Genomic DNA, 19,516 nt, shown 5'->3' with positions numbered 1-19,516 from the left:
ATTTTCATAGGGAGGAATCATGATGAAATTTGTTACATTTCGTCTCCCCTCGAAAGAAATGCGAGCTGGATGGCTTGAAGGTGACAAAGTAATCGATATGAATCTTGCGAGTGATGGACAATTACCTTCTTCTATGTTCGCCTTTTTAGAGAAAGTAGATGAGTATGTAGAAGTATTGCGTAATATTAAGAATCCTGAAAAGGGTATATATTCCTTAGATGAAGTTCAATTAGCAGCGGCAATTCCTAATCCGAGTAGCATTCGAGATTTTTATGCATTTGAACAGCATGTAAAAACAGCCCGCGGAAGAAGAGGGCTAGATGTTGTACCTGAATGGTATGATATCCCCGTTTTTTATTTTACTAACCACCGTGCTGTTATTGGACCAGATGATTTTGTTATTGGTCCGAAGAAGTCTAAAAAACTTGATTATGAGTTAGAGATTGCTTGCGTAATTGGGAAAGAAGGACGAAACATTTCTCGTGAGCAAGCAGAGGAATATATTTTTGGGTACTGTATTATGAACGACTGGAGTGCGAGGGACTTACAAGCAACAGAAATGAAAGTAGGGCTTGGCCCAGCGAAAGGGAAAGACTTTGCAACTTCATTAGGAGCGTATCTCGTTACGAAAGAGGAATTAGACGTTTATCGTAACGGTGATCGTTATGATTTAGAGATGACTGCTCATGTAAATGGGCAACTGTTATCACAAGGGAATTTCCAAGATATTTATTATACATTCTCTGAAATGATTGAACGTGCTTCGGAAGATGTTACGTTATATCCAGGGGATGTTATCGGGTCTGGAACAGTAGGAACAGGCTGTATTTTGGAGCTTGGTACGGAAGAGTGGCTGCAAGCTGGAGATGTTGTAGAACTTACGATTACTGGTTTAGGTACATTACGTAATACGGTCAAAAAAGAGATGGAAGCAGGTGATGGGCATGTATTATCGTCACATGGGGGAGCTACCTCATAAACGACATGTACAATTCCGTAAAAAGGATGGATCGCTTTATCGTGAACAGGTAATGGGAACAAAAGGTTTTTCTGGTACGCAGTCTATTTTGTATCATCATTATATGCCAACGGAAGTAGGTCATGCGGCATTATCGCATTCTTGTCAGTTACAGTATGAAGAGGATGCCCTTCTTGCTCATCGTCACTTTCGCACGAAAGAAAATAAGAAAAATGGTGATGCAGTAAGTGGAAGAACCTTCATACTTGGAAATGAAGATTTGTTAATTGGAGTAGTGAGTCCGGCAGAAAAAATGGATTATTTCTATCGTAATGGTGATGGCGATGAAATGTTATTCGTTCATTATGGAACAGGAAAAATTGAGACGATGTTTGGAACGATTCACTATAGAAAAGGTGATTATGTAACGCTTCCAATTGGAACGATTTATCGTGTTATTCCAGATGAGGGAGAGACTAAGTTTCTTGTTGTAGAGGCAAATAGCCAAATTACAACACCAAGTCGCTATCGCAATGAATATGGGCAACTGTTAGAGCATAGTCCGTTTTGTGAAAGAGATATTCGTGGTCCGGAGAAATTGGAGACATATGATGAAAAAGGTGAGTTTGTCGTAATGACAAAGTCGAGGGGTTATATGCATAAGCATGTTTTAGGGCACCATCCGTTAGATGTTGTTGGATGGGATGGTTATTTATATCCATGGGTATTTAATGTTGAGGATTTTGAACCAATTACAGGTCGTATTCATCAGCCACCACCAGTACATCAAACATTCGAAGGTCATAATTTTGTTATTTGCTCTTTCGTACCACGCTTATATGATTATCATCCAGAATCAATTCCGGCACCATATTATCATAGTAATGTGAATAGTGATGAGGTACTTTACTATGTAGAAGGTAACTTTATGAGCCGAAAAGGTGTGGAAGAAGGTTCTATTACGCTTCACCCGAGCGGGATTCCACATGGGCCGCATCCTGGAAAAACAGAAGCGAGTATAGGGAAGAAAGAAACACTTGAATTGGCTGTTATGATAGATACATTCCGTCCGCTTCGTATTGTAAAACAAGCACATGAGACGGAAGATGAAAAGTATATGTATAGCTGGATTGAAGAGGGTTCATATACTGTGAAATAAGTAAAAAGAGGCATGCTCAATAAAGGAGCATGCCTCTTTTGTGGAATCGACATGTATAATAATACCAAAAACAGTTATGAAAAGATATATAGATATGATTGTGTGAATCTTTTTATAGAAAGAATGATAAGGGTATAGCGCGTATCTCGATGATTTTCTGTTTATTCCGACAAAAGTATTGACTAAAAAACGTACTGTGGGTAAAATAAAAAATAAATTAAATTTTCAGATAACTAAAATCATGGAGGAGCACAGTATGAAGCAAATTTTTCAAAAGAAGCCGATTTCAACGTTACTGCAAGAAAGTAAACAAAAGACATTATCGAGAACGTTAGGGGCACTTGATTTAACAATGCTTGGAATCGGAGCAATTGTTGGAACTGGTATTTTTGTTCTTACTGGCGTTGTAGCAGCGAAACATTCTGGACCAGCTATTATATTATCATTTGCTATAGCTGCATTAGCTTGTGCCTTTGCTGCATTTTGTTACGCTGAATTTGCTTCTTCAGTTCCTGTCTCAGGGAGTGTGTACACGTACACGTATGCGACGATGGGAGAAGTATTTGCATTCTTAATTGGATGGGATTTAATGCTCGAGTATTTATTAGCTACATCTGCTGTAGCCAATGGATGGTCAGCGTATTTTCAATCGTTATTAAAGGGATTTGGGATTCATATTCCGACCATTCTCTCCTCGGCTCCTGGTACAGGAAAGGGTGGAATAATTGATTTACCTGCAGTTCTAATTATTCTAGTTATGACAGCTCTTTTATCTAGAGGTGTTCGTGAAAGTGCACGAATAAATAATATCATGGTATTTATTAAAATAGCGGTTGTTCTTATCTTTATCTTTGCTGGGTTTAATTATGTAAAACCTGAAAATTGGACGCCTTTTATGCCATTTGGTTTAGATGGTGTAATGGCTGGAGCTGCTACAGTATTCTTCGCATTCATAGGATTTGATGCAGTTTCAACAGCTGCAGAAGAAGTGAAACGTCCGCAACGTGATTTACCAATCGGCATTATCGCATCGTTATTAATTTGTACTGTTCTTTATATCGTTGTTTCACTTATTTTGACAGGAATTGTTCCATACGGACAGCTAAATATATCAGATCCAGTTGCCTTTGCACTTCAATTTATTGGACAAGATAGTTTAGCGGGAGTAATTTCGGTAGGAGCAATTACAGGGATTACAACTGTAATGCTAGTTATGATGTATGGGCAAGTTCGTGTTTCGTATGCGATGAGCCGAGATGGGCTGTTGCCGAAGCGTCTTGCTAAAGTTCATCCGAAATTTAAAACACCATTTTTAAATACATGGACAACTGGGATTATTGCAGCACTTATTTCAGGGTTAATTGATTTAAATGTTTTAGCACACCTTGTAAATATGGGGACATTGTCAGCCTTTGCACTTGTAGCAGTTGCGGTTATTGTCCTGAGAAGAACTCATCCTGACTTACCAAGGGCATTTAAGGCGCCTCTTGTACCATTTTTACCAGCGTTAACGGTAATTTTTTGTTTATACTTAATGCTTCAGTTATCCGGAACAGCGTGGATTAGTTTTGGGGTATGGATGGTTATTGGTATAGCAGTTTACTTTTTATATAGCCGAAAACATAGTGCTTTAAGTAATAGTAAAAAAGAAGAAGATGTAGCAAATTTATAAGTGGAAAAATCCATTCTAATTCTGTTAGAATGGATTTTTGTTTTGAAAATTTACATTTTTCTGAATTTGTTATAAGATAATTGTTGGTTAATTAAGGGGGGGAAGTATGAAAAATACATGGCGTGAGCTAAGGGCGATGGATCGTAACGTATGGATTCGATTTATCGGTGAGACATTGAACGGAATTGCGATGATGATGTTAATGCCTTTTTTTGCACTATATTTAAAAGATAAGGTAGATTCTTTATTACAAGTTGGAATTATTATGGCGCTTTCTCCAATTGCTGCAAGCTTTGGCTCACTTATAGGCGGAAGAATAGCTGATATATATGGAAGAAAGCCAATCATGATATTTTCGATGGCGAGTAATGCATTACTAATGCTCGGTTTTTTATTTATAGAAGGGTTTATCCCATATGCCATTTTATCTATTTTTTTAGGGTTAAGTAATTCTCTATTTCATCCAGCGGCATCAGCGATGGTTGCAGATGTGACGGCGCCAGAAAAAAGAACAGAGGCATATGGTTTATTGCGAATGGGACACAATATTGGTGCTGCAATTGGACCGATAATGGGAGTATCAGTAGTTGTTTTATCGAAGAACCTTGTTTTTATTATCGCTTCGTCGACAATGCTATTTTATGCATTACTTGTATTAATTTTTATTCAGGAGACAATGCCAAAAGCCGCAGATAAAAAAGAAGAGAATGAAGAGAAGGAATCAGGTGCGGTTTGGAAAATTTTAATGAGAGATAAGGCGTTAATGATTTATTTGTTAGCGGGAATCATTATTTCTATGGGGTTTTCTCAAACAGAAGGCATGTTGCCGCTGCACTTTGATAACGAAATGAAGGGCATTAATAATCCATATCCATATTTAATGGCGCTAAATGGACTATTAGTTGTTTTATTTCAATTTCAAATTTCAAAATGGGCGGCAGATAAACCTGTCGGAAAGACGATGTTATACGGTGCGTGTTTGTTCGGAATTGGTTTGTTTTTTATAGGGTGGTTACCGAAGTGGTTTGGAGGATTAGATACAAATGCTACAATTATTTTAATAACGTTACTGTTCGTTTATGCAATATACACGTTAGGTGAGATGATTATGTCACCTGTACAGATGACGTTTGTAGCGAATTTGGCCCCTGAGCATTTGAGAGGAACATATATGGGAGCGGCCAGTTTGCAGTGGATCACAGGGGGGGCATTTGGTCCGCTTCTTGGTGGTTTTCTATTGGATCGTTTGCTTGGTCACTTCTTATTTACAATTTTAGGTGTTGGATGTGTAGTTGCAGGCTTTGTATATGTTTCTTTAGATCGTCTTGTTGAAAAAAGGCAAAAAGACACACTGACCAAACGATCTTCTTAATAAATAGATGGCATACACAAAAAGGAGATTTCTACATATTTTAGGTACATAACTAGATTAGATTGAAATTTTATTTTAGGATTTAATTTTGTGCAGTTGTGAAAAAAATAAATAGAAAGCCAATGAGTGATGTCTTTTAATTATCTGTGGAAGTTACATTTTATTTCAAATAGGAACTACCTATTTTTATAAAAAGTGCTAAAATAGAAAAATGAAAACAATTGGTTAGGGTGATTTCAGTGACAAAAATTAAATTAGGTTTACTATACGGTGGAAAATCAGCTGAGCATCAAGTTTCGCTACAAACGGCTCTTGCTGCTATTAAAGCATTAAATCAAGATAAATTCGAGATTCATCCAATTTATATTACAGAACAAGGTCAATGGATACGCGGTGAGCGTATTGAAGGTGAAGTAACAGACGTTGAAACTTTAAAAATGAGCGGTGCAGAAAATGCGATTTCCCCGTTATCATTAAGCACAGAAATTATTCCGTCTGCAACTTCGGGGGAAGATGCTATTGACGTTATTTTCCCATTACTACATGGGCCAAACGGTGAAGATGGAACGGTTCAAGGATTATTAGAATTAATGAACATTCCTTATGTAGGTAACGGTGTATTAGCATCAGCTGCTGGTATGGATAAAGTCGTTATGAAAAATATCTTTGCAGAAGCTGGATTGAAACAAGCGAAATATGCATCTTTCATTCGTAGCGCATGGGAAAAAGATAGTGAAATAGCGTATGAAAAAGTAGAAGAAGTATTAGGATATCCTTGCTTCGTAAAACCAGCAAACCTTGGTTCAAGTGTTGGTATTAATAAGTGTAACGATCGTGAAGAGCTTGAGAATGCATTCGAAGAGGCATTCCAATTTGACCGTAAAATTATTGTAGAAGAAAATATTGTAGGTCGTGAAGTAGAAGTTGGTGTATTAGGTAATGATGAGCCGAAATGTTCTGTTGTAGGTGAAATTGTACCAAAAAAAGATTTTTATGATTACAAATCGAAATACATCGATGGTGATACAGCGTTAATTATTCCAGCTGAAATGACAGAAGAAGAGTCTAATGTAATTAAGCGAGATGCAATTATTGCATTCCAATCATTAGATGGTTCGGGCTTAACACGAGCTGATTTCTTCTTAACGAAAGATGGAGAAGTATATATTAACGAAGTAAACACAATGCCAGGATTCACGCCGTTTAGTATGTTCCCGCTATTATGGCAACATACAGGGTTACCGTATCCGGAATTAATTGAAGAGTTGATTCGTTTAGCGATTGAACGTCACGAAGAAAAACAAAAAATTAAATATACAATCTAACAAAAAAGGAGGAAGCACTATTCGAAGGAATAGTGCTTCCTCTATGTAAGGAGTGTTTTTTTATGATTAAGCGAACGTTAAAACAAGTAGAGAAAATGGTAGATGGTACTGGATTAGCAGAGAAATATGAGGGAATTACTATACAAGGAGCATCTATTGATACGAGAAAGATTGAAAAAGGAAACTTATATGTTCCGATTCAAGGTGAACGTTTCGATGGACATGCTTTTGTAGATAAAGCTGTTGAAAACGGGGCGATTGCTACATTGTGGATGAAAGATGTAGAAAACCCACCTGAAAATCTTCCAGTTATTTTTGTAGAAGATACACTAGCAGCATTGCAAATGTTAGCGAAAAACTATCGTGATCAATTGGATGTAAAAGTTGTTGGTGTAACGGGTAGTAATGGTAAAACATCTACGAAAGATATTGTAACAAGTATTCTTGCGACTAAATTTAAAGTTCAAAAAACAGAAGGTAATTTCAACAACCATATCGGTTTACCTCTTACTATTTTAAATTTAGAGGAAAATACAGAAGTAGCTGTATTAGAAATGGGCATGTCAAGCCAAGGAGAAATTGAATTTCTATCTAAGTTAGCTCGTCCTAATGCAGCTATTATCACGAACATTGGTGAGGCACACTTAATGGATTTAGGATCTCGTGAGGCGATTGCTGAAGCGAAGTTAGAAATTGTTACAGGTTTACAAAAGGGTGGCGTGTTCGTATATAATGGAGATGAGCCGCTATTAACGAATCGTGTTCCAGAAATGAATTTAGCAGCAGAAACAGTTACATTTGGTGATGCGAGAGCAAATGATTACTATCCAACTACTGTAACATTACAGGCAACTGGAACACACTTTAAGATGAACAGGGATGAAACTTTGTCATTCTATCTACCGGTGCTAGGAAAGCATAATGTATATAATACACTTGCTTCAATGGCAATTGCGAAACATTTTGGTGTAACGTGGGAAGAAATGAAAAAAGGTTTAGTAACACTTCAAATGACAGGTATGCGTATGGAAATTGTAAAAACAGATAGTGGTTTAACAATTATCAATGATGCCTATAATGCGAGTCCAACGGCTATGGAAGCTGCGTTCCACCTAATGAATGGCTTAGATGGATTTGCTAAAAAAATTGTTGTGCTTGGTGATATGTTAGAACTTGGAAATCAAGAAGTGCAATTTCATTATGAAGTAGGTAAATTAATTGACCCAGCAAAGATCTCATATGTATTCACATATGGTAAATTAGGGGCTCAAATTGCTGAAGGTGCAAAAATTAATTTCCCTAAAGACCGTGTAAAAGCGTATGATAGTAAAGAAGAGTTAACAAAAGAGTTGCAAGCAGTAGTTGATGCAAAAGATGTTGTGCTAGTAAAAGCGTCTCGCGGTATGAAATTAGAAGAAGTAATTACGATGTTGAAATAATTGGTGTATATAAATAGGGATGATAGCCACGAAAATAGTGGAAACTTATAATAAGCGCTTACAGTAAACGATAAAAAAATAAAAGTAAAGAAAAAAGCTCTGAATATGAAATAAGGTAACAGTTGGGGTTTGCTTTTTACACCTACAAAACTTATAATTGATAAAGTGTAATAACGTTTAGAAGTATTTTCGTGAAGAATATACGCCCGGTTATACGTCAGTATTCAGGAAAAGGGCTTTTCCGCAAGTTCGGAAAACGCCTTTTTTTAAATGATAAGTATAGGATAGAAAAGGAGAAGTAACATTGACAACATTTCGAGAATTAGGATTAAGTGAGTCTTTACTACAATCTGTTGAAAGTATGGGCTTTGAAGAGGCTACGCCGATTCAAGCTGAAACAATTCCATATGCATTGCAAGGTAAGGATATTATTGGGCAAGCGCAAACAGGTACAGGGAAAACAGCAGCATTCGGATTACCACTATTAGATAAAGTGAATACAAATAAAGAAGCAGTTCAAGGTATTGTTATCGCGCCAACGCGCGAATTAGCAATTCAAGTTGGAGAAGAGTTATACAAACTTGGTAAACATAAACGTGTTCGTATTCTACCAATTTATGGTGGTCAAGATATTAACCGCCAAATTCGTGCTCTAAAAAAACACCCACACATTATTGTTGGTACGCCGGGTCGTATTTTAGATCATATTAACCGTAAAACACTTCGCTTACAAAACGTAGAGACTGTTGTTCTTGACGAAGCGGATGAAATGTTAAACATGGGCTTCATTGAAGATATTGAAGCGATTTTAACAGATGTGCCAGAAACACATCAAACATTATTATTCTCAGCGACAATGCCAGATCCAATCCGTCGTATTGCTGAGCGTTTCATGACTGAGCCTCAACACATTAAAGTAAAAGCAAAAGAAGTAACAATGCCAAACATTCAGCAGTTCTATTTAGAAGTGCAAGAAAAGAATAAGTTTGACGTGTTAACACGCTTACTAGATATTCAATCTCCAGAGCTTGCAATCATATTCGGTCGTACAAAGCGTCGTGTTGATGAATTATCAGAAGCATTAAACTTACGTGGTTATGCAGCAGAAGGTATTCATGGTGACTTAACACAAGCAAAACGTATGTCTGTATTACGTAAATTTAAAGAAGGTACTATCGAAGTTCTTGTTGCAACAGACGTTGCTGCACGTGGTCTTGATATTTCAGGCGTAACACACGTATACAACTTCGATATCCCGCAAGATCCAGAATCATACGTTCACCGTATTGGTCGTACTGGCCGTGCAGGTAAAAAAGGTATTGCAATGTTATTTGTAACACCACGTGAATCAGGACAATTAAAAAATATTGAGCGTACAACAAAACGTAAGGTTGATCGTATGGAAGCACCGACACTTGACGAGGCATTAGAAGGTCAACAACGTTTAATCGCTGAAAAACTTCAAAGCACAATCCAAAATGAAAACTTATCATACTACAAGCGTATTGCAGAAGAAATGTTAGAAGAGAATGATTCTGTAACAGTAGTAGCTGCTGCTTTAAAAATGATGACAAAAGAGCCGGATACAACTCCAATCGCTTTAACATCAGAACCACCAGTTGTTTCAAGAGGTGGCGGTGGCGGTTCTAAAAAACGCGGTGGTAACGGAAGTGGATACCGTGATGGTAACCGTAATCGTAGTCGTGATGGACGCGGCGGTGGCGATGGTCGTAACCGTGATCGCAATCGTGATGGACGTGGAAGTGGAAGCGGAAGTGGCGATGGTCGTAACCGTGATCGTAATCGTGATGGTGGAAGTGGTAGCCGTGATGGTAACCGTGGTCGTAAAGGTGAAGGTCGCCCTGGATCTTCAAATGGACGCGGCGAAAGAAAACATCATAGCCGTCCACAAGCTTAATAAAAAAGAGAATGCCCTTTGCTGGCATTCTCTTTTTTTATTTCTGTAATTGTGCATACTACATAATAAATCGTATAGAAATGAGGTGCTATATGCTTGTAAGACTTGGGTATGTTGCGATGAGTGTGCATTTGAAGAATGCATCTCCATCTCAAACGATGACATATGCACAGTTTCAGCGGATTGATGATCGAGAGGCTGCGATTCGTAAACTCGAAAGAATCGCTAATTCAAATTTGGAAAATTGCTTACGATTATTAAAGCATAATAAAGGACATGATATATCTTTCTTTCGACTTAGTTCCAAGCTTATTCCTTTAGCGAATCATGAGGAGTTGTTAGATTGGAACTATATTCGTCCTTTAAAAGAAAATCTGAAAGAATTAGGTGAATATGCAATTCGTATGAATATGCGAATTGACTTCCATCCAGACCATTTTGTTGTACTAAATTCACCTGAGGAGAGTATTTTCAAACAATCTGTAAAGACATTGCAGATGCACAAAAAATTGTTAAAGGGTATGGGAATTGAGCATAAGCAACGATGTGTATTACATGTGGGAGGAGGTTATAACGATAAGGAGCTCGCATTAGAACGCTTTATAGAAAATTGGTCAACTGTTCCAAGAGGTATTCAAGAGATGATTATATTAGAAAATGATGACACGACCTTTTCTTTAGAAGAAACATTGTATTTAGGTGAGAAATTAGACATTCCAGTCGTGTTTGATTTGCATCATCATATGATGAATAATGACCAGGAAGATTGGCATGAAGATTGGGCGCGTGTTGTACATACGTGGGAATCGTCTTTGTTACCAATTAAAATGCACATCTCTAGTCCTAGAGATGGAAAAAACCCAAGAGCACATGCGGATTTTATTGATGTAGATACCTTCTTATCTTTTTTGAGAAAGATAAAGGGGAGTGTTCCGCAAATTGATTGTATGATTGAGGCGAAGAAAAAGGACGAGTCTTTATTTCAACTAATGAGAGATTTAAGTAAACAAACAGATGTGGAAATTGTCGATGGTGCGAGCTTCTATATTAAATAAGCTCTGCGCCATCGATTTTTTTTGTTAAAAAAGGGGTGCATATGCCGCCGATAATCAATCCTGTTAAATGGCTTATAGGATTGGCAGAGGGATTAAAGAAAGTAAATAGCAGTAATATAAGTATCATTATTGAAAAAATAGCGATGTCTCTTGGTTTTGAAGAACGGTATCGACTATACAATAGGAATAATTTGGCGCCTAGTAATCCGAAAATACCACCAGATGCTCCGGCGTGAATATATTCAAGAGGCATAATAATATAAGAAGAAATATTCCCGAGAATGCCAGATAGGAAAAAAATAATGATGAAAGAAAAGTGTCCTAGTTGTTTTTCAATAGAAGAACCAAGTAAAAATAAACAAATACTATTAGAAAGAAAATGTTGTAAGTCTACGTGTACAAGTAAGGAAGTTATGACACGCCACCATTCTCCTTTAGCGATATATTCATTGTAGGCTGCCAGGTGAAAGAGGGAAAAGTCGCTCAATATAATCATGACTAATTGTATAAGAAGTAAAGAAATGATAATCGGTTGTAAGGAAATGCGAGTGGATGGTATTAGCATGTTGTTAGTATCACTCCTTTTGCATCAGAAAGATTCTCTGTTATTCTTACAATATGAATGAAGAAAGCTAAATAGAAGAAGGGGATTTTGAAATGATTGTAGGGATTGGAATCGATATTATTGAGTTGAATCGAATTGAAAAAATGCTAGATGGAAAGCTTAAGTTTATGGAACGTATTTTAACTGAAAAAGAACGTGATGTTGCCGATGGGCTGAAAGGAAGTCGTCTTACAGAATTCGTAGCTGGAAGATTTGCAGCAAAAGAGGCGTATTCTAAAGCGGTAGGGACCGGTATCGGGAAAGAAGTGAGTTTTTTAGATATTGAAGTAAGGAATGATGATAGAGGTAAGCCGATTATCATTACAAATACAGAGCATATTGTTCATTTATCAATTAGTCATAGTAAAGAATTTGCCGTTGCTCAAGTTGTTTTGGAAAGCTCGTCACGCTAGTCTGCATATTTTATATCTTTGTCTCATATATTTGAGGTAGCGATAAGGAAGGCATATCTTCCATTCATTTATAGGGGCAAAGGGGCTGAAGTGATGAAAAGGCGTCTGTTTTTAGTTCTTGTCGGTTTATTGACCGTTTTTGTGTTGGCGGGTTGTATGGAAAAGAAACAGGAAGATGTTGTGAGAGATTTAGAAGCGAAAGTTAAAAGTATGAAGAGTTATCAAGCTGAAGCGAAATTATCTATTAAAACAGGAAATGAGCCTCAGGAGTACAATGTAGAAATTTGGCATAAAGAACCTTCGTATTATCGTGTGAATTTGCAGAATGCGAAAAAGGATCAGAGTCAAATTATTTTAAGAAATGATGAAGGTGTATTTGTATTAACGCCGGCGCTTAATAAGAGTTTCCGTTTTCAAAGTGATTGGCCGCAAAATAGTAGCCAGGCTTATTTATATGAATCACTTGTAAGAGATATTTTGCAAGATAAGAAAAATCTCTCTTTCGAGAAAACAGATAAGTATTATGTATTTAAAACAAAAACAAATTATCAACATCAAAATATGTTGCCGAAACAAGAAATTAAGCTGAATAAAAGTGATTTAACACCAGTTTCTGTGAAGCTGATGGATAATGATCAAAATGTCCTTGTAAAAGTAGATTTCACTAAAGTAAAGTTTGATGCAAAGTTTGATAAAGGTGCATTTGATACGAAACAAAATATGTCTAGAGCACAAGTGGATGTTCAGACGGCAGCGAAAGAAGACAAACCGTTTGCTATTTTGTATCCGCGTGATACGCCGCAAGGCATGACTTTGAAAGAGGAAGAAGAGTTGGAGACAGACAGTGGCAAGCGTGCAATACTCACATACACTGGAAGTAAGAAATCCTTTACTTTAATACAAGAAAAGGCAAAAGTTGCAGAGGCCTCATCGGCGGTAAGTGTAAGTGGAGAGCCGGTTGATCTTGGTTTCACGATTGGTGCATTGACGAAAGACTCTGTAACGTGGTCGCATAACGGAGTAGAATATATGCTCGTATCTAAAGGTTTAGAGTCGAATGAGTTGTTGATGGTTGCTCGTTCGGTTACAGCGAAGCAGGTGAAGTAAACATCTTAGACGTGGTGATATATGTGCACCGCGTCTTTTCTTAGTTTGAAGGTGGATTTCATAAAAGAAGCATATAAAAGAATAAGCTTCGCATATCGTGTATAAGGAAGTGTATTTATGGAAGACGCACCGTTTTACCGTGACACCTGGGTGGAAGTGGAATTAGATGCGATTTACAACAATGTTACGCATATTAAAGAGTTCATTCCAAGTGATGTAGAGATTTTTGCTGTAGTTAAAGCGAATGCATATGGGCACGATTATGTACCGGTGGCTAAAACTGCATTAGAAGCAGGAGCGACAAGATTAGCAGTTGCTTTTTTAGATGAAGCCTTAGTGCTTCGGAGGGCTGGTATTACTGCACCGATTTTAGTATTAGGTCCTTCCCCGCCCCGTGATGTAAATGTAGCTGCTGAAAATGATGTAGCATTAACTGTTTTTCAAAAAGAATGGGTGGAAGAAGCGATAAAGCTCTGGGATGGTTCATCAATAATGAAATTCCATATTAATTTTGATAGTGGTATGGGGAGAATCGGAATACGTGAACGCAAAGAATTAAAAGGGTTCTTAAAGAGTTTAGAAGGTGCGCCATTTTTAGAGTTAGAAGGAGTATATACGCATTTTGCAACAGCGGATGAGGTTGAGACTTCTTACTTTGATAAGCAATATAATACATTCTTGCAGCAGTTAAGTTGGTTGAAAGAATTTGGAGTGAATCCTAAATTTGTCCATACAGCCAATAGTGCTGCAACGTTAAGGTTTCAAGGGATTACATTTAATGCGGTGCGAGTTGGTATTGCGATGTATGGATTATCCCCATCTGTAGAAATACGTCCTTTTTTACCATTTAAATTGGAACCGGCGTTGTCACTTCATACGAAAGTTGCTCATATTAAGCAAGTGATCAAAGGGGATGGGATTAGTTATAATGTCACATACCGAACGAGAACGGAAGAATGGATTGCGACAGTTGCAATTGGATATGCAGATGGCTGGCTTAGAAGGTTGCAAGGGTTTAAAGTACTTGTAAATGGTGAAAGAGTACCGATTGTAGGGCGAGTGACAATGGATCAATTGATGATACATCTTCCTTGTGAAGTGCCACTTGGTACGAAAGTTACACTCATTGGGAGACAAGGTGATGAGTATATTAGTGCTACCGAGGTCGCTGAATATTCCGGGACTATTAATTATGAAATTATCGCAACGATAAGCTTCCGTGTACCGAGAATATTTATACGACACGGTAAAGTTGTAGAAGTAATCAATTATTTGAACGATATATAGAAGAAGGTATTATCGCTCAGTATCTCGTCATTTAGGGGATTTTCGCTAATGGAAAATAGGCTCTTTTTTGCTAGGGATCTTCTTTTTATAAATGTTATTAATATAAGTTACAATGAAATGTTGCGGAAAGGATTGCTTTATTTCTTGTTTGAAAGAGATGAAAAGTAAAAGAAGATGAATGTTTTGTTTATGAATTGGAAAACATAAGCAGGGAATAAGGAAGTCTTTGCAACAGGCTCCATACAATGGTATTATTACAATAGGTGTCATATATATATTTGGGTGTGTAGTTGACGGTGGAGGTGTATTTTTGTGTCCGAATCAAGTGTAACTACTGAAATCGTGGTTCGGTTGCCAAAGCAAATGGTAACGGAATTGGACGGAATTGGAAAACAAGAGAATAAGAATCGCCATGAACTAATTTGCCAGGCAACACAACTGTTATTGCGTCAACATAAGACGAAGAAACGCTACCAACATGAATCAATGCGACGTGGGTACATTGAAATGGGAAAAATTAATCTTGGTATTGCATCTGAAGCTTTCTTAGCAGAGTATGAAGCAGCTCATACAGTAGAACGCTTAGTTAGCGGGGGGTAATATTTTGATTGTAAAACGCGGCGACGTGTATTTTGCAGACCTTTCCCCAGTTGTTGGTTCTGAGCAAGGAGGCGTTCGTCCGGTTCTTGTCATTCAAAATGACATCGGAAATCGTTTTAGTCCGACTGTGATTGTAGCGGCTATTACTGCACAGATTCAAAAAGCGAAATTACCCACTCATGTGGAAATTGATGCGAAAAAGTATGGTTTTGAGAGAGATTCTGTTATTTTACTCGAGCAGATTCGAACAATCGATAAGCAACGCTTAACGGACAAAATCACTCATTTAGATGAAGTGATGATGAGTCGTGTAGATGAAGCGTTACAAATTAGTTTAGGACTAATAGATTTTTAAATCGGCAGTTTAAGTTGCTCTCTTTACAGGGCAACTTTTTTTTATTATAGAGGAGGTTACGGTTGGATATGGAAATGGTAGATAATCGACAAGGGTTAATGAAAATGTTAGTGAAAGAATTAGGCTTTACAGAAAAGCAAGTTCGTCATGTTATTCAATTAACAGAAGAAGGTAACACAGTTCCATTTATCGCTCGTTACCGAAAAGAATGGACAGGATCCTTAGATGAGGTGCAAATTCGTGCAATCTTAGAAAGATGGCAATATATGATGCAATTAGAAGATAGGAAAGAAGAGGTTCTTCGTCTTATTGGTGAAAAGGGGAAACTAACCGAAGAGTTACGTCGTCATATTGTTGCTGCAAAAAAACTTCAGGAAGTAGAAGATTTATATCGTCCATATAAAGAAAAAAGAAGAACGAAAGCTACAATTGCTAAAGAAAAGGGATTAGAACCGTTAGCTGAGTGGCTATTGTTATATAAAAAAGAAAATCCAGCAGAGAAGGCTATGGAATTTGTTAATGCAGAAAAAGAAGTGGCGTCTGCAGAAGATGCGTTGCAAGGTGCGCAAGATATTATTGCGGAACTTGTTTCGGATAATGCGGCATATCGTAGTTGGATTCGCAATACTACTTTCCGACAAGGGATTATGTCTTCATCTGTAAAAGATAAAGAAAAAGATGAAAAGAATATATATGAAATGTATTATGGCTATGAAGAACCGTTGCAAAAAGTAGTGCCACATCGTGTACTAGCTATGAATCGTGGTGAAAAGGAGGACGTATTAAGAGTTTCTGTTATCACGCCAATTGAAGAAATCCTTCAGTTTTTACATAAAAAAATGATTCTTGATGAAGCTTCTAAAAGTGCACATTATGTACAATTAGCGACGGAAGATGGATATAAGCGATTAATTCAACCTTCAATAGAAAGAGAAATTCGTAAAGAATTAATGGAAACGGCCGAAGAACAAGCGATTCATATTTTCTCTGAGAATTTACGTAATTTATTATTACAACCTCCGATGAAAGGGAAAGTTGTGTTAGCGGTAGATCCAGCATATAGAACCGGTTGTAAATTAGCTGTAGTAGATGATACAGGAAAAGTTCTTCACATAGATGTTATTTATCCGCATCCGCCTGTTCGTAAATATGAGGATGCAAAAACGAAAATCCTTTCAATTATAGATAAATATGAAGTTGAAATGATAGCGATTGGAAATGGTACAGCTTCGAGGGAAACGGAAGAATTTATAGTAGATGTATTACAAAATGTAGAACGAGATGTATTTTACATTATTGTAAATGAAGCGGGTGCTAGTGTGTACTCAGCATCTGATGTAGCTCGCGAGGAGTTTCCGCATTTACAGGTTGAAGAAAGAAGTGCTGTTTCAATTGGGAGACGTCTGCAAGATCCACTTGCAGAGCTTGTGAAAATTGACCCTAAATCTGTTGGGGTGGGACAATATCAACATGATGTATCTCAAAAGAGATTAAATGAATCATTAACATTTGTAGTAGAGACAGCAGTTAACCGAGTTGGTGTTAATGTAAATACAGCTTCAGTTGCATTGTTGCAATATGTTTCTGGGTTATCAAAAACAGTTGCGAAAAATATTGTAGCTAAGCGTGAGGAAGATGGGAAATTCGCGAAGCGAACGGAGTTAAAGAAAATCCCGCGTTTAGGTGCAAAAACATATGAACAATGTATCGGGTTTTTACGTATATTAGAAGGAGCGAATCCATTAGATCGCACAGGGATTCATCCAGAGCAATATAAAAATGTTGAATTACTATTAAAGAGCTTAGGTTTATCGAAGAGTGATGTGGGGAAACCAAATTTGCAAAAGAGTTTAGAAGGAGTAGATATTTCTAAATTATCTCAAGAGACGGAGATTGGTGAGCCGACACTAGTTGATATTATGGATGCTTTAATTAGCCCGGAACGAGATATGAGGGATGAGTTGCCAAAGCCACTTTTGAAAAAGGGGATTTTAAAATTAGAAGATTTAAAGCGTGGTATGGAATTAGAGGGAACGATCCGCAATGTTGTTGATTTCGGTGCCTTTGTTGATATTGGTGTGAAGCAAGATGGTTTAGTACATATTTCTAAACTAAGCAAACAATTTGTAAAGCATCCATTAGATATTGTATCCGTGGGACAAATTGTAAAGGTATGGGTAGATGATATTGATACGAAAAAAGGTCGTGTTGCATTATCAATGTTACCGATTGAATAGTAAGAAAAGAGAGCAGATGAAACTGCTCTTTTTTTATGAACTGGAAAGTTTAATTGATTATGAGCTTTGATGTATTTTACTATAATAAAACCAGCATTCATTTAGTAACTTGATTTGATACCGGTTTTTCTCAAAATATGCACGTTGCATTTGTTTCTTTAGCCACGTGGGCATAGGAATCCCTCCTTGTTTAATCCTGCTCTCAAAAAAGTAGCTCCTTTTAGTTAAGGTAACTTTGATGAGAGGTTGGTGAGTGGATTTCTAGCAATGCTGCATTTTTAGAAATCACGCTTCTTGAATGAGGATGGGTATATGTACTATTTACTATATGTATAAGAAGAGAGAAAAGTGTGAAAATATTTTTTAGTTTAGGAGGAATGAGAATGGATGAGCAAGAAATTCAGCGGTTAGTGGAAGAGGTATCGTTACAATGCTTTGGAATGCCGTTTTTACATAAAGCAATGTTTAATAGTAGGTTACGTACAACTGGTGGGCGCTATCTATTGAAGAATCATAATATAGAATTGAATTATCGATATTACGAAATATATGGTAAAGGAGAGTTAGTCGGGATTGTTAAACATGAACTTTGTCATTATCACTTACATATCACAGGAAAGGGGTATAAGCACCGAGATAGAGATTTTCGTGAGTTATTAAAGAAAGTAGGTGCACCACGTTTTTGCAAACGAATGATTAGTGAGGAGGAAACGAAAGTTTCTATGTATGAATGTATGGGGTGTTCATTTCAATATGTAAGAAGACGTCAAATAAATACACAAAGATATGTATGTGGAAAGTGTAAAGGACAACTAAAACTGGTAGTGAAAACATCTTGACAGTGAAAACGCAATCCAGTATATTATAAACATGTCACGTTTGCGCAAGACGTTGTGAAAAAACTTCTTGACTTACGATGAGAATTTTTATAAGATACAAATTGTCTTCATTATTCCGCAGTAGCTCAGTGGTAGAGCTATCGGCTGTTAACCGATCGGTCGTAGGTTCGAGTCCTACCTGCGGAGCCATACAGAGAAGTACCCAAGTGGCTCAAGGGGCTCCCCTGCTAAGGGAGTAGATCGCTAACGCGGTGCGAGGGTTCGAATCCCTTCTTCTCTGCCATACATATTGGCCCGTTGGTCAAGTGGTTAAGACACCGCCCTTTCACGGCGGTAACACGGGTTCGAATCCCGTACGGGTCACCACTTCGGAGGATTAGCTCAGCTGGGAGAGCACCTGCCTTACAAGCAGGGGGTCGGCGGTTCGATCCCGTCATCCTCCACCATATAAATTATATGAATAATATTGTCGCGGGGTGGAGCAGTACGGTAGCTCGTCGGGCTCATAACCCGAAGGTCGCAGGTTCAAATCCTGTCCCCGCAACCAAACATTCTCGTAATGTGGTTGCTAACACTTATCATATAATTATATAAATAATATTATCGCGGGGTGGAGCAGTACGGTAGCTCGTCGGGCTCATAACCCGAAGGTCGCAGGTTCAAATCCTGTCCCCGCAACCAAATGGTCCCGTGGTGTAGTGGTTAACATGCCTGCCTGTCACGCAGGAGATCGCCGGTTCGACCCCGGTCGGGACCGCCATTTTAACTTCTGCTATATGGCAGTTGTTTTTTATTGGACATTATGGTACAATAACATTTGTCTTTGAAAAGAAGATAACTATTTCGATGGGCTATAGCCAAGCGGTAAGGCAACGGACTTTGACTCCGTCATGCGCTGGTTCGAATCCAGCTAGCCCAGCCATTTACGAGCCATTAGCTCAGTTGGTAGAGCATCTGACTTTTAATCAGAGGGTCGAAGGTTCGAATCCTTCATGGCTCACTTTTGTTTTTTCCGCGCGGTCGTGGCGGAACGGCAGACGCGCTAGGTTGAGGGCCTAGTGGGGGAAACCCCGTGGAGGTTCAAGTCCTCTCGGCCGCATCAAAAAATCTTTTAAAAAAGTACTTGCATTTGAAAATGTAGTATGATAAGATAATTGAGTCGCCAAAATACAACGA

17 protein-coding genes and 10 tRNA genes are annotated in these 19,516 nt (G+C 37.8%); 25 read left to right on the top strand and 2 right to left on the bottom strand.

The window, feature by feature from the left end:
• Positions 1 to 22: 22 nt before the first annotated feature.
• The 8 genes from MKX77_RS22830 to uvsE all read left to right on the top strand — a co-directional run bounded on the left by MKX77_RS22830 (position 23) and on the right by uvsE (position 10,898).
• Positions 23 to 979 (top strand): fumarylacetoacetate hydrolase family protein, encoded by a 957-nt coding sequence (locus tag MKX77_RS22830; protein WP_341307865.1) that lies wholly within the window; start codon positions 23 to 25, stop codon positions 977 to 979.
• Positions 945 to 2,117 (top strand): homogentisate 1,2-dioxygenase, encoded by a 1,173-nt coding sequence (locus MKX77_RS22825; protein WP_341307864.1) that lies wholly within the window; start codon positions 945 to 947, stop codon positions 2,115 to 2,117. Before MKX77_RS22830 ends, MKX77_RS22825 begins: the two co-directional genes overlap by 35 nt.
• A gap of 256 nt (positions 2,118 to 2,373) precedes the next feature.
• On the top strand, positions 2,374 to 3,789 hold the full coding sequence (locus tag MKX77_RS22820; protein ID WP_002159541.1) for an amino acid permease: 1,416 nt from the start codon (positions 2,374 to 2,376) through the stop codon (positions 3,787 to 3,789).
• A 106-nt stretch (positions 3,790 to 3,895) separates the two neighbouring features.
• Positions 3,896 to 5,161, top strand: coding sequence for an MDR family MFS transporter (locus tag MKX77_RS22815; RefSeq protein WP_341307863.1), 1,266 nt, complete (start codon positions 3,896 to 3,898; stop codon positions 5,159 to 5,161).
• A gap of 239 nt (positions 5,162 to 5,400) precedes the next feature.
• Positions 5,401 to 6,486 carry a D-alanine--D-alanine ligase gene (locus MKX77_RS22810; protein WP_341307862.1) on the top strand — a complete coding sequence of 362 codons (1,086 nt, stop codon included), beginning with the start codon at positions 5,401 to 5,403 and terminating at the stop codon, positions 6,484 to 6,486.
• Between the two features lie 62 nt (positions 6,487 to 6,548).
• A complete protein-coding gene (gene murF, locus MKX77_RS22805; RefSeq protein WP_215555023.1) occupies positions 6,549 to 7,925 on the top strand; it encodes a UDP-N-acetylmuramoyl-tripeptide--D-alanyl-D-alanine ligase in 1,377 nt (458 codons plus the stop codon).
• A gap of 304 nt (positions 7,926 to 8,229) precedes the next feature.
• Positions 8,230 to 9,843 (top strand): DEAD/DEAH box helicase, encoded by a 1,614-nt coding sequence (locus MKX77_RS22800; protein ID WP_341307861.1) that lies wholly within the window; start codon positions 8,230 to 8,232, stop codon positions 9,841 to 9,843.
• A 92-nt stretch (positions 9,844 to 9,935) separates the two neighbouring features.
• Entirely contained in the window at positions 9,936 to 10,898 is a 963-nt protein-coding gene (gene uvsE, locus MKX77_RS22795; RefSeq protein ID WP_341307860.1) for a UV DNA damage repair endonuclease UvsE, read from the top strand.
• Here the strand turns inward: uvsE and MKX77_RS22790 are convergent.
• The gene (locus tag MKX77_RS22790; protein ID WP_341307859.1) at positions 10,891 to 11,463 is read right to left on the bottom strand and encodes a rhomboid family intramembrane serine protease; all 573 of its coding nucleotides are present in this window, start codon (positions 11,461 to 11,463) and stop codon (positions 10,891 to 10,893) included. The genes uvsE and MKX77_RS22790 overlap by 8 nt on opposite strands.
• 92 nt (positions 11,464 to 11,555) lie before the next feature.
• On the opposite strand from MKX77_RS22790, the gene acpS reads away from it, so the two are divergent.
• The 6 genes from acpS (at position 11,556) to MKX77_RS22760 (ending at position 17,501) form a co-directional block, all read left to right on the top strand.
• The gene (gene acpS / locus MKX77_RS22785; RefSeq protein ID WP_341307858.1) at positions 11,556 to 11,915 is read left to right on the top strand and encodes a holo-ACP synthase; all 360 of its coding nucleotides are present in this window, start codon (positions 11,556 to 11,558) and stop codon (positions 11,913 to 11,915) included.
• A 156-nt stretch (positions 11,916 to 12,071) separates the two neighbouring features.
• Positions 12,072 to 13,022 (top strand): LolA family protein, encoded by a 951-nt coding sequence (locus MKX77_RS22780; RefSeq protein ID WP_341307990.1) that lies wholly within the window; start codon positions 12,072 to 12,074, stop codon positions 13,020 to 13,022.
• A 117-nt stretch (positions 13,023 to 13,139) separates the two neighbouring features.
• Positions 13,140 to 14,309: an alanine racemase gene (gene alr, locus MKX77_RS22775; protein WP_215555028.1), complete on the top strand. Its 1,170-nt coding sequence runs from the start codon at positions 13,140 to 13,142 to the stop codon at positions 14,307 to 14,309.
• 312 nt (positions 14,310 to 14,621) lie between these two features.
• On the top strand, positions 14,622 to 14,909 hold the full coding sequence (locus MKX77_RS22770) for an antitoxin EndoAI (RefSeq protein WP_000004570.1): 288 nt from the start codon (positions 14,622 to 14,624) through the stop codon (positions 14,907 to 14,909).
• A 4-nt stretch (positions 14,910 to 14,913) separates the two neighbouring features.
• Positions 14,914 to 15,264, top strand: coding sequence for a type II toxin-antitoxin system endoribonuclease NdoA (ndoA, locus tag MKX77_RS22765; RefSeq protein WP_000635965.1), 351 nt, complete (start codon positions 14,914 to 14,916; stop codon positions 15,262 to 15,264).
• A gap of 68 nt (positions 15,265 to 15,332) precedes the next feature.
• Positions 15,333 to 17,501: a Tex family protein gene (locus MKX77_RS22760; protein WP_341307989.1), complete on the top strand. Its 2,169-nt coding sequence runs from the start codon at positions 15,333 to 15,335 to the stop codon at positions 17,499 to 17,501.
• Between the two features lie 57 nt (positions 17,502 to 17,558).
• On the opposite strand, the gene cmpA is transcribed toward MKX77_RS22760, so the two are convergent.
• Complete coding sequence (gene cmpA / locus MKX77_RS22755; RefSeq protein WP_001143642.1) at positions 17,559 to 17,675, bottom strand: cortex morphogenetic protein CmpA; 117 nt, start codon at positions 17,673 to 17,675, stop codon at positions 17,559 to 17,561.
• A 209-nt stretch (positions 17,676 to 17,884) separates the two neighbouring features.
• On the opposite strand from cmpA, the gene MKX77_RS22750 reads away from it, so the two are divergent.
• The 11 genes from MKX77_RS22750 to MKX77_RS22700 all read left to right on the top strand — a co-directional run bounded on the left by MKX77_RS22750 (position 17,885) and on the right by MKX77_RS22700 (position 19,439).
• Complete coding sequence (locus MKX77_RS22750; protein WP_215555029.1) at positions 17,885 to 18,340, top strand: SprT family protein; 456 nt, start codon at positions 17,885 to 17,887, stop codon at positions 18,338 to 18,340.
• Positions 18,341 to 18,454: 114 nt separating this feature from the next.
• A tRNA-Asn gene (locus MKX77_RS22745) sits at positions 18,455 to 18,529 on the top strand.
• Positions 18,530 to 18,532: 3 nt separating this feature from the next.
• Positions 18,533 to 18,623: transfer RNA gene (locus MKX77_RS22740), tRNA-Ser, on the top strand.
• Positions 18,624 to 18,631: 8 nt separating this feature from the next.
• A tRNA-Glu gene (locus MKX77_RS22735) sits at positions 18,632 to 18,706 on the top strand.
• Positions 18,707 to 18,710: 4 nt separating this feature from the next.
• Positions 18,711 to 18,786, top strand: a tRNA-Val gene (locus MKX77_RS22730).
• A gap of 24 nt (positions 18,787 to 18,810) precedes the next feature.
• Positions 18,811 to 18,887, top strand: a tRNA-Met gene (locus MKX77_RS22725).
• A gap of 57 nt (positions 18,888 to 18,944) precedes the next feature.
• Positions 18,945 to 19,021, top strand: a tRNA-Met gene (locus tag MKX77_RS22720).
• Between the two features lie 3 nt (positions 19,022 to 19,024).
• Positions 19,025 to 19,100 (top strand) — tRNA-Asp (locus MKX77_RS22715).
• Between the two features lie 87 nt (positions 19,101 to 19,187).
• Positions 19,188 to 19,262 (top strand) — tRNA-Gln (locus MKX77_RS22710).
• A gap of 5 nt (positions 19,263 to 19,267) precedes the next feature.
• Positions 19,268 to 19,340 (top strand) — tRNA-Lys (locus MKX77_RS22705).
• Positions 19,341 to 19,356: 16 nt separating this feature from the next.
• A tRNA-Leu gene (locus MKX77_RS22700) sits at positions 19,357 to 19,439 on the top strand.
• The last annotated feature ends 77 nt before the right edge of the window (positions 19,440 to 19,516 follow it).

Origin of the sequence: Bacillus sp. FSL R9-9410, assembly GCF_038050385.1 — a bacterium.
Lineage (GTDB): Bacteria > Bacillota > Bacilli > Bacillales > Bacillaceae_G > Bacillus_A > Bacillus_A cereus_U.
The sequence above is the reverse complement of the archived record's forward strand: the minus strand, read 5'-3'. Positions and strand labels throughout refer to the sequence as shown.

Bases quoted from the DNA above. Each gene is read 5' to 3' on its own strand.
- MKX77_RS22830 (WP_341307865.1), top strand. From the start codon at position 23: ATGAAATTTGTTACATTTCGTCTCCCCTCGAAAGAAATGCGAGCTGGA.
- MKX77_RS22825 (WP_341307864.1), top strand. From the start codon at position 945: ATGTATTATCGTCACATGGGGGAGCTACCTCATAAACGACATGTACAA.
- MKX77_RS22820 (WP_002159541.1), top strand. From the start codon at position 2,374: ATGAAGCAAATTTTTCAAAAGAAGCCGATTTCAACGTTACTGCAAGAA.
- MKX77_RS22815 (WP_341307863.1), top strand. From the start codon at position 3,896: ATGAAAAATACATGGCGTGAGCTAAGGGCGATGGATCGTAACGTATGG.
- murF (WP_215555023.1), top strand. From the start codon at position 6,549: ATGATTAAGCGAACGTTAAAACAAGTAGAGAAAATGGTAGATGGTACT.
- uvsE (WP_341307860.1), top strand. From the start codon at position 9,936: ATGCTTGTAAGACTTGGGTATGTTGCGATGAGTGTGCATTTGAAGAAT.
- MKX77_RS22790 (WP_341307859.1), bottom strand. From the start codon at position 11,463: ATGCTAATACCATCCACTCGCATTTCCTTACAACCGATTATCATTTCT.
- acpS (WP_341307858.1), top strand. From the start codon at position 11,556: ATGATTGTAGGGATTGGAATCGATATTATTGAGTTGAATCGAATTGAA.
- MKX77_RS22780 (WP_341307990.1), top strand. From the start codon at position 12,072: ATGGAAAAGAAACAGGAAGATGTTGTGAGAGATTTAGAAGCGAAAGTT.
- alr (WP_215555028.1), top strand. From the start codon at position 13,140: ATGGAAGACGCACCGTTTTACCGTGACACCTGGGTGGAAGTGGAATTA.
- MKX77_RS22760 (WP_341307989.1), top strand. From the start codon at position 15,333: ATGGAAATGGTAGATAATCGACAAGGGTTAATGAAAATGTTAGTGAAA.
- cmpA (WP_001143642.1), bottom strand. From the start codon at position 17,675: ATGCCCACGTGGCTAAAGAAACAAATGCAACGTGCATATTTTGAGAAA.
- MKX77_RS22750 (WP_215555029.1), top strand. From the start codon at position 17,885: ATGGATGAGCAAGAAATTCAGCGGTTAGTGGAAGAGGTATCGTTACAA.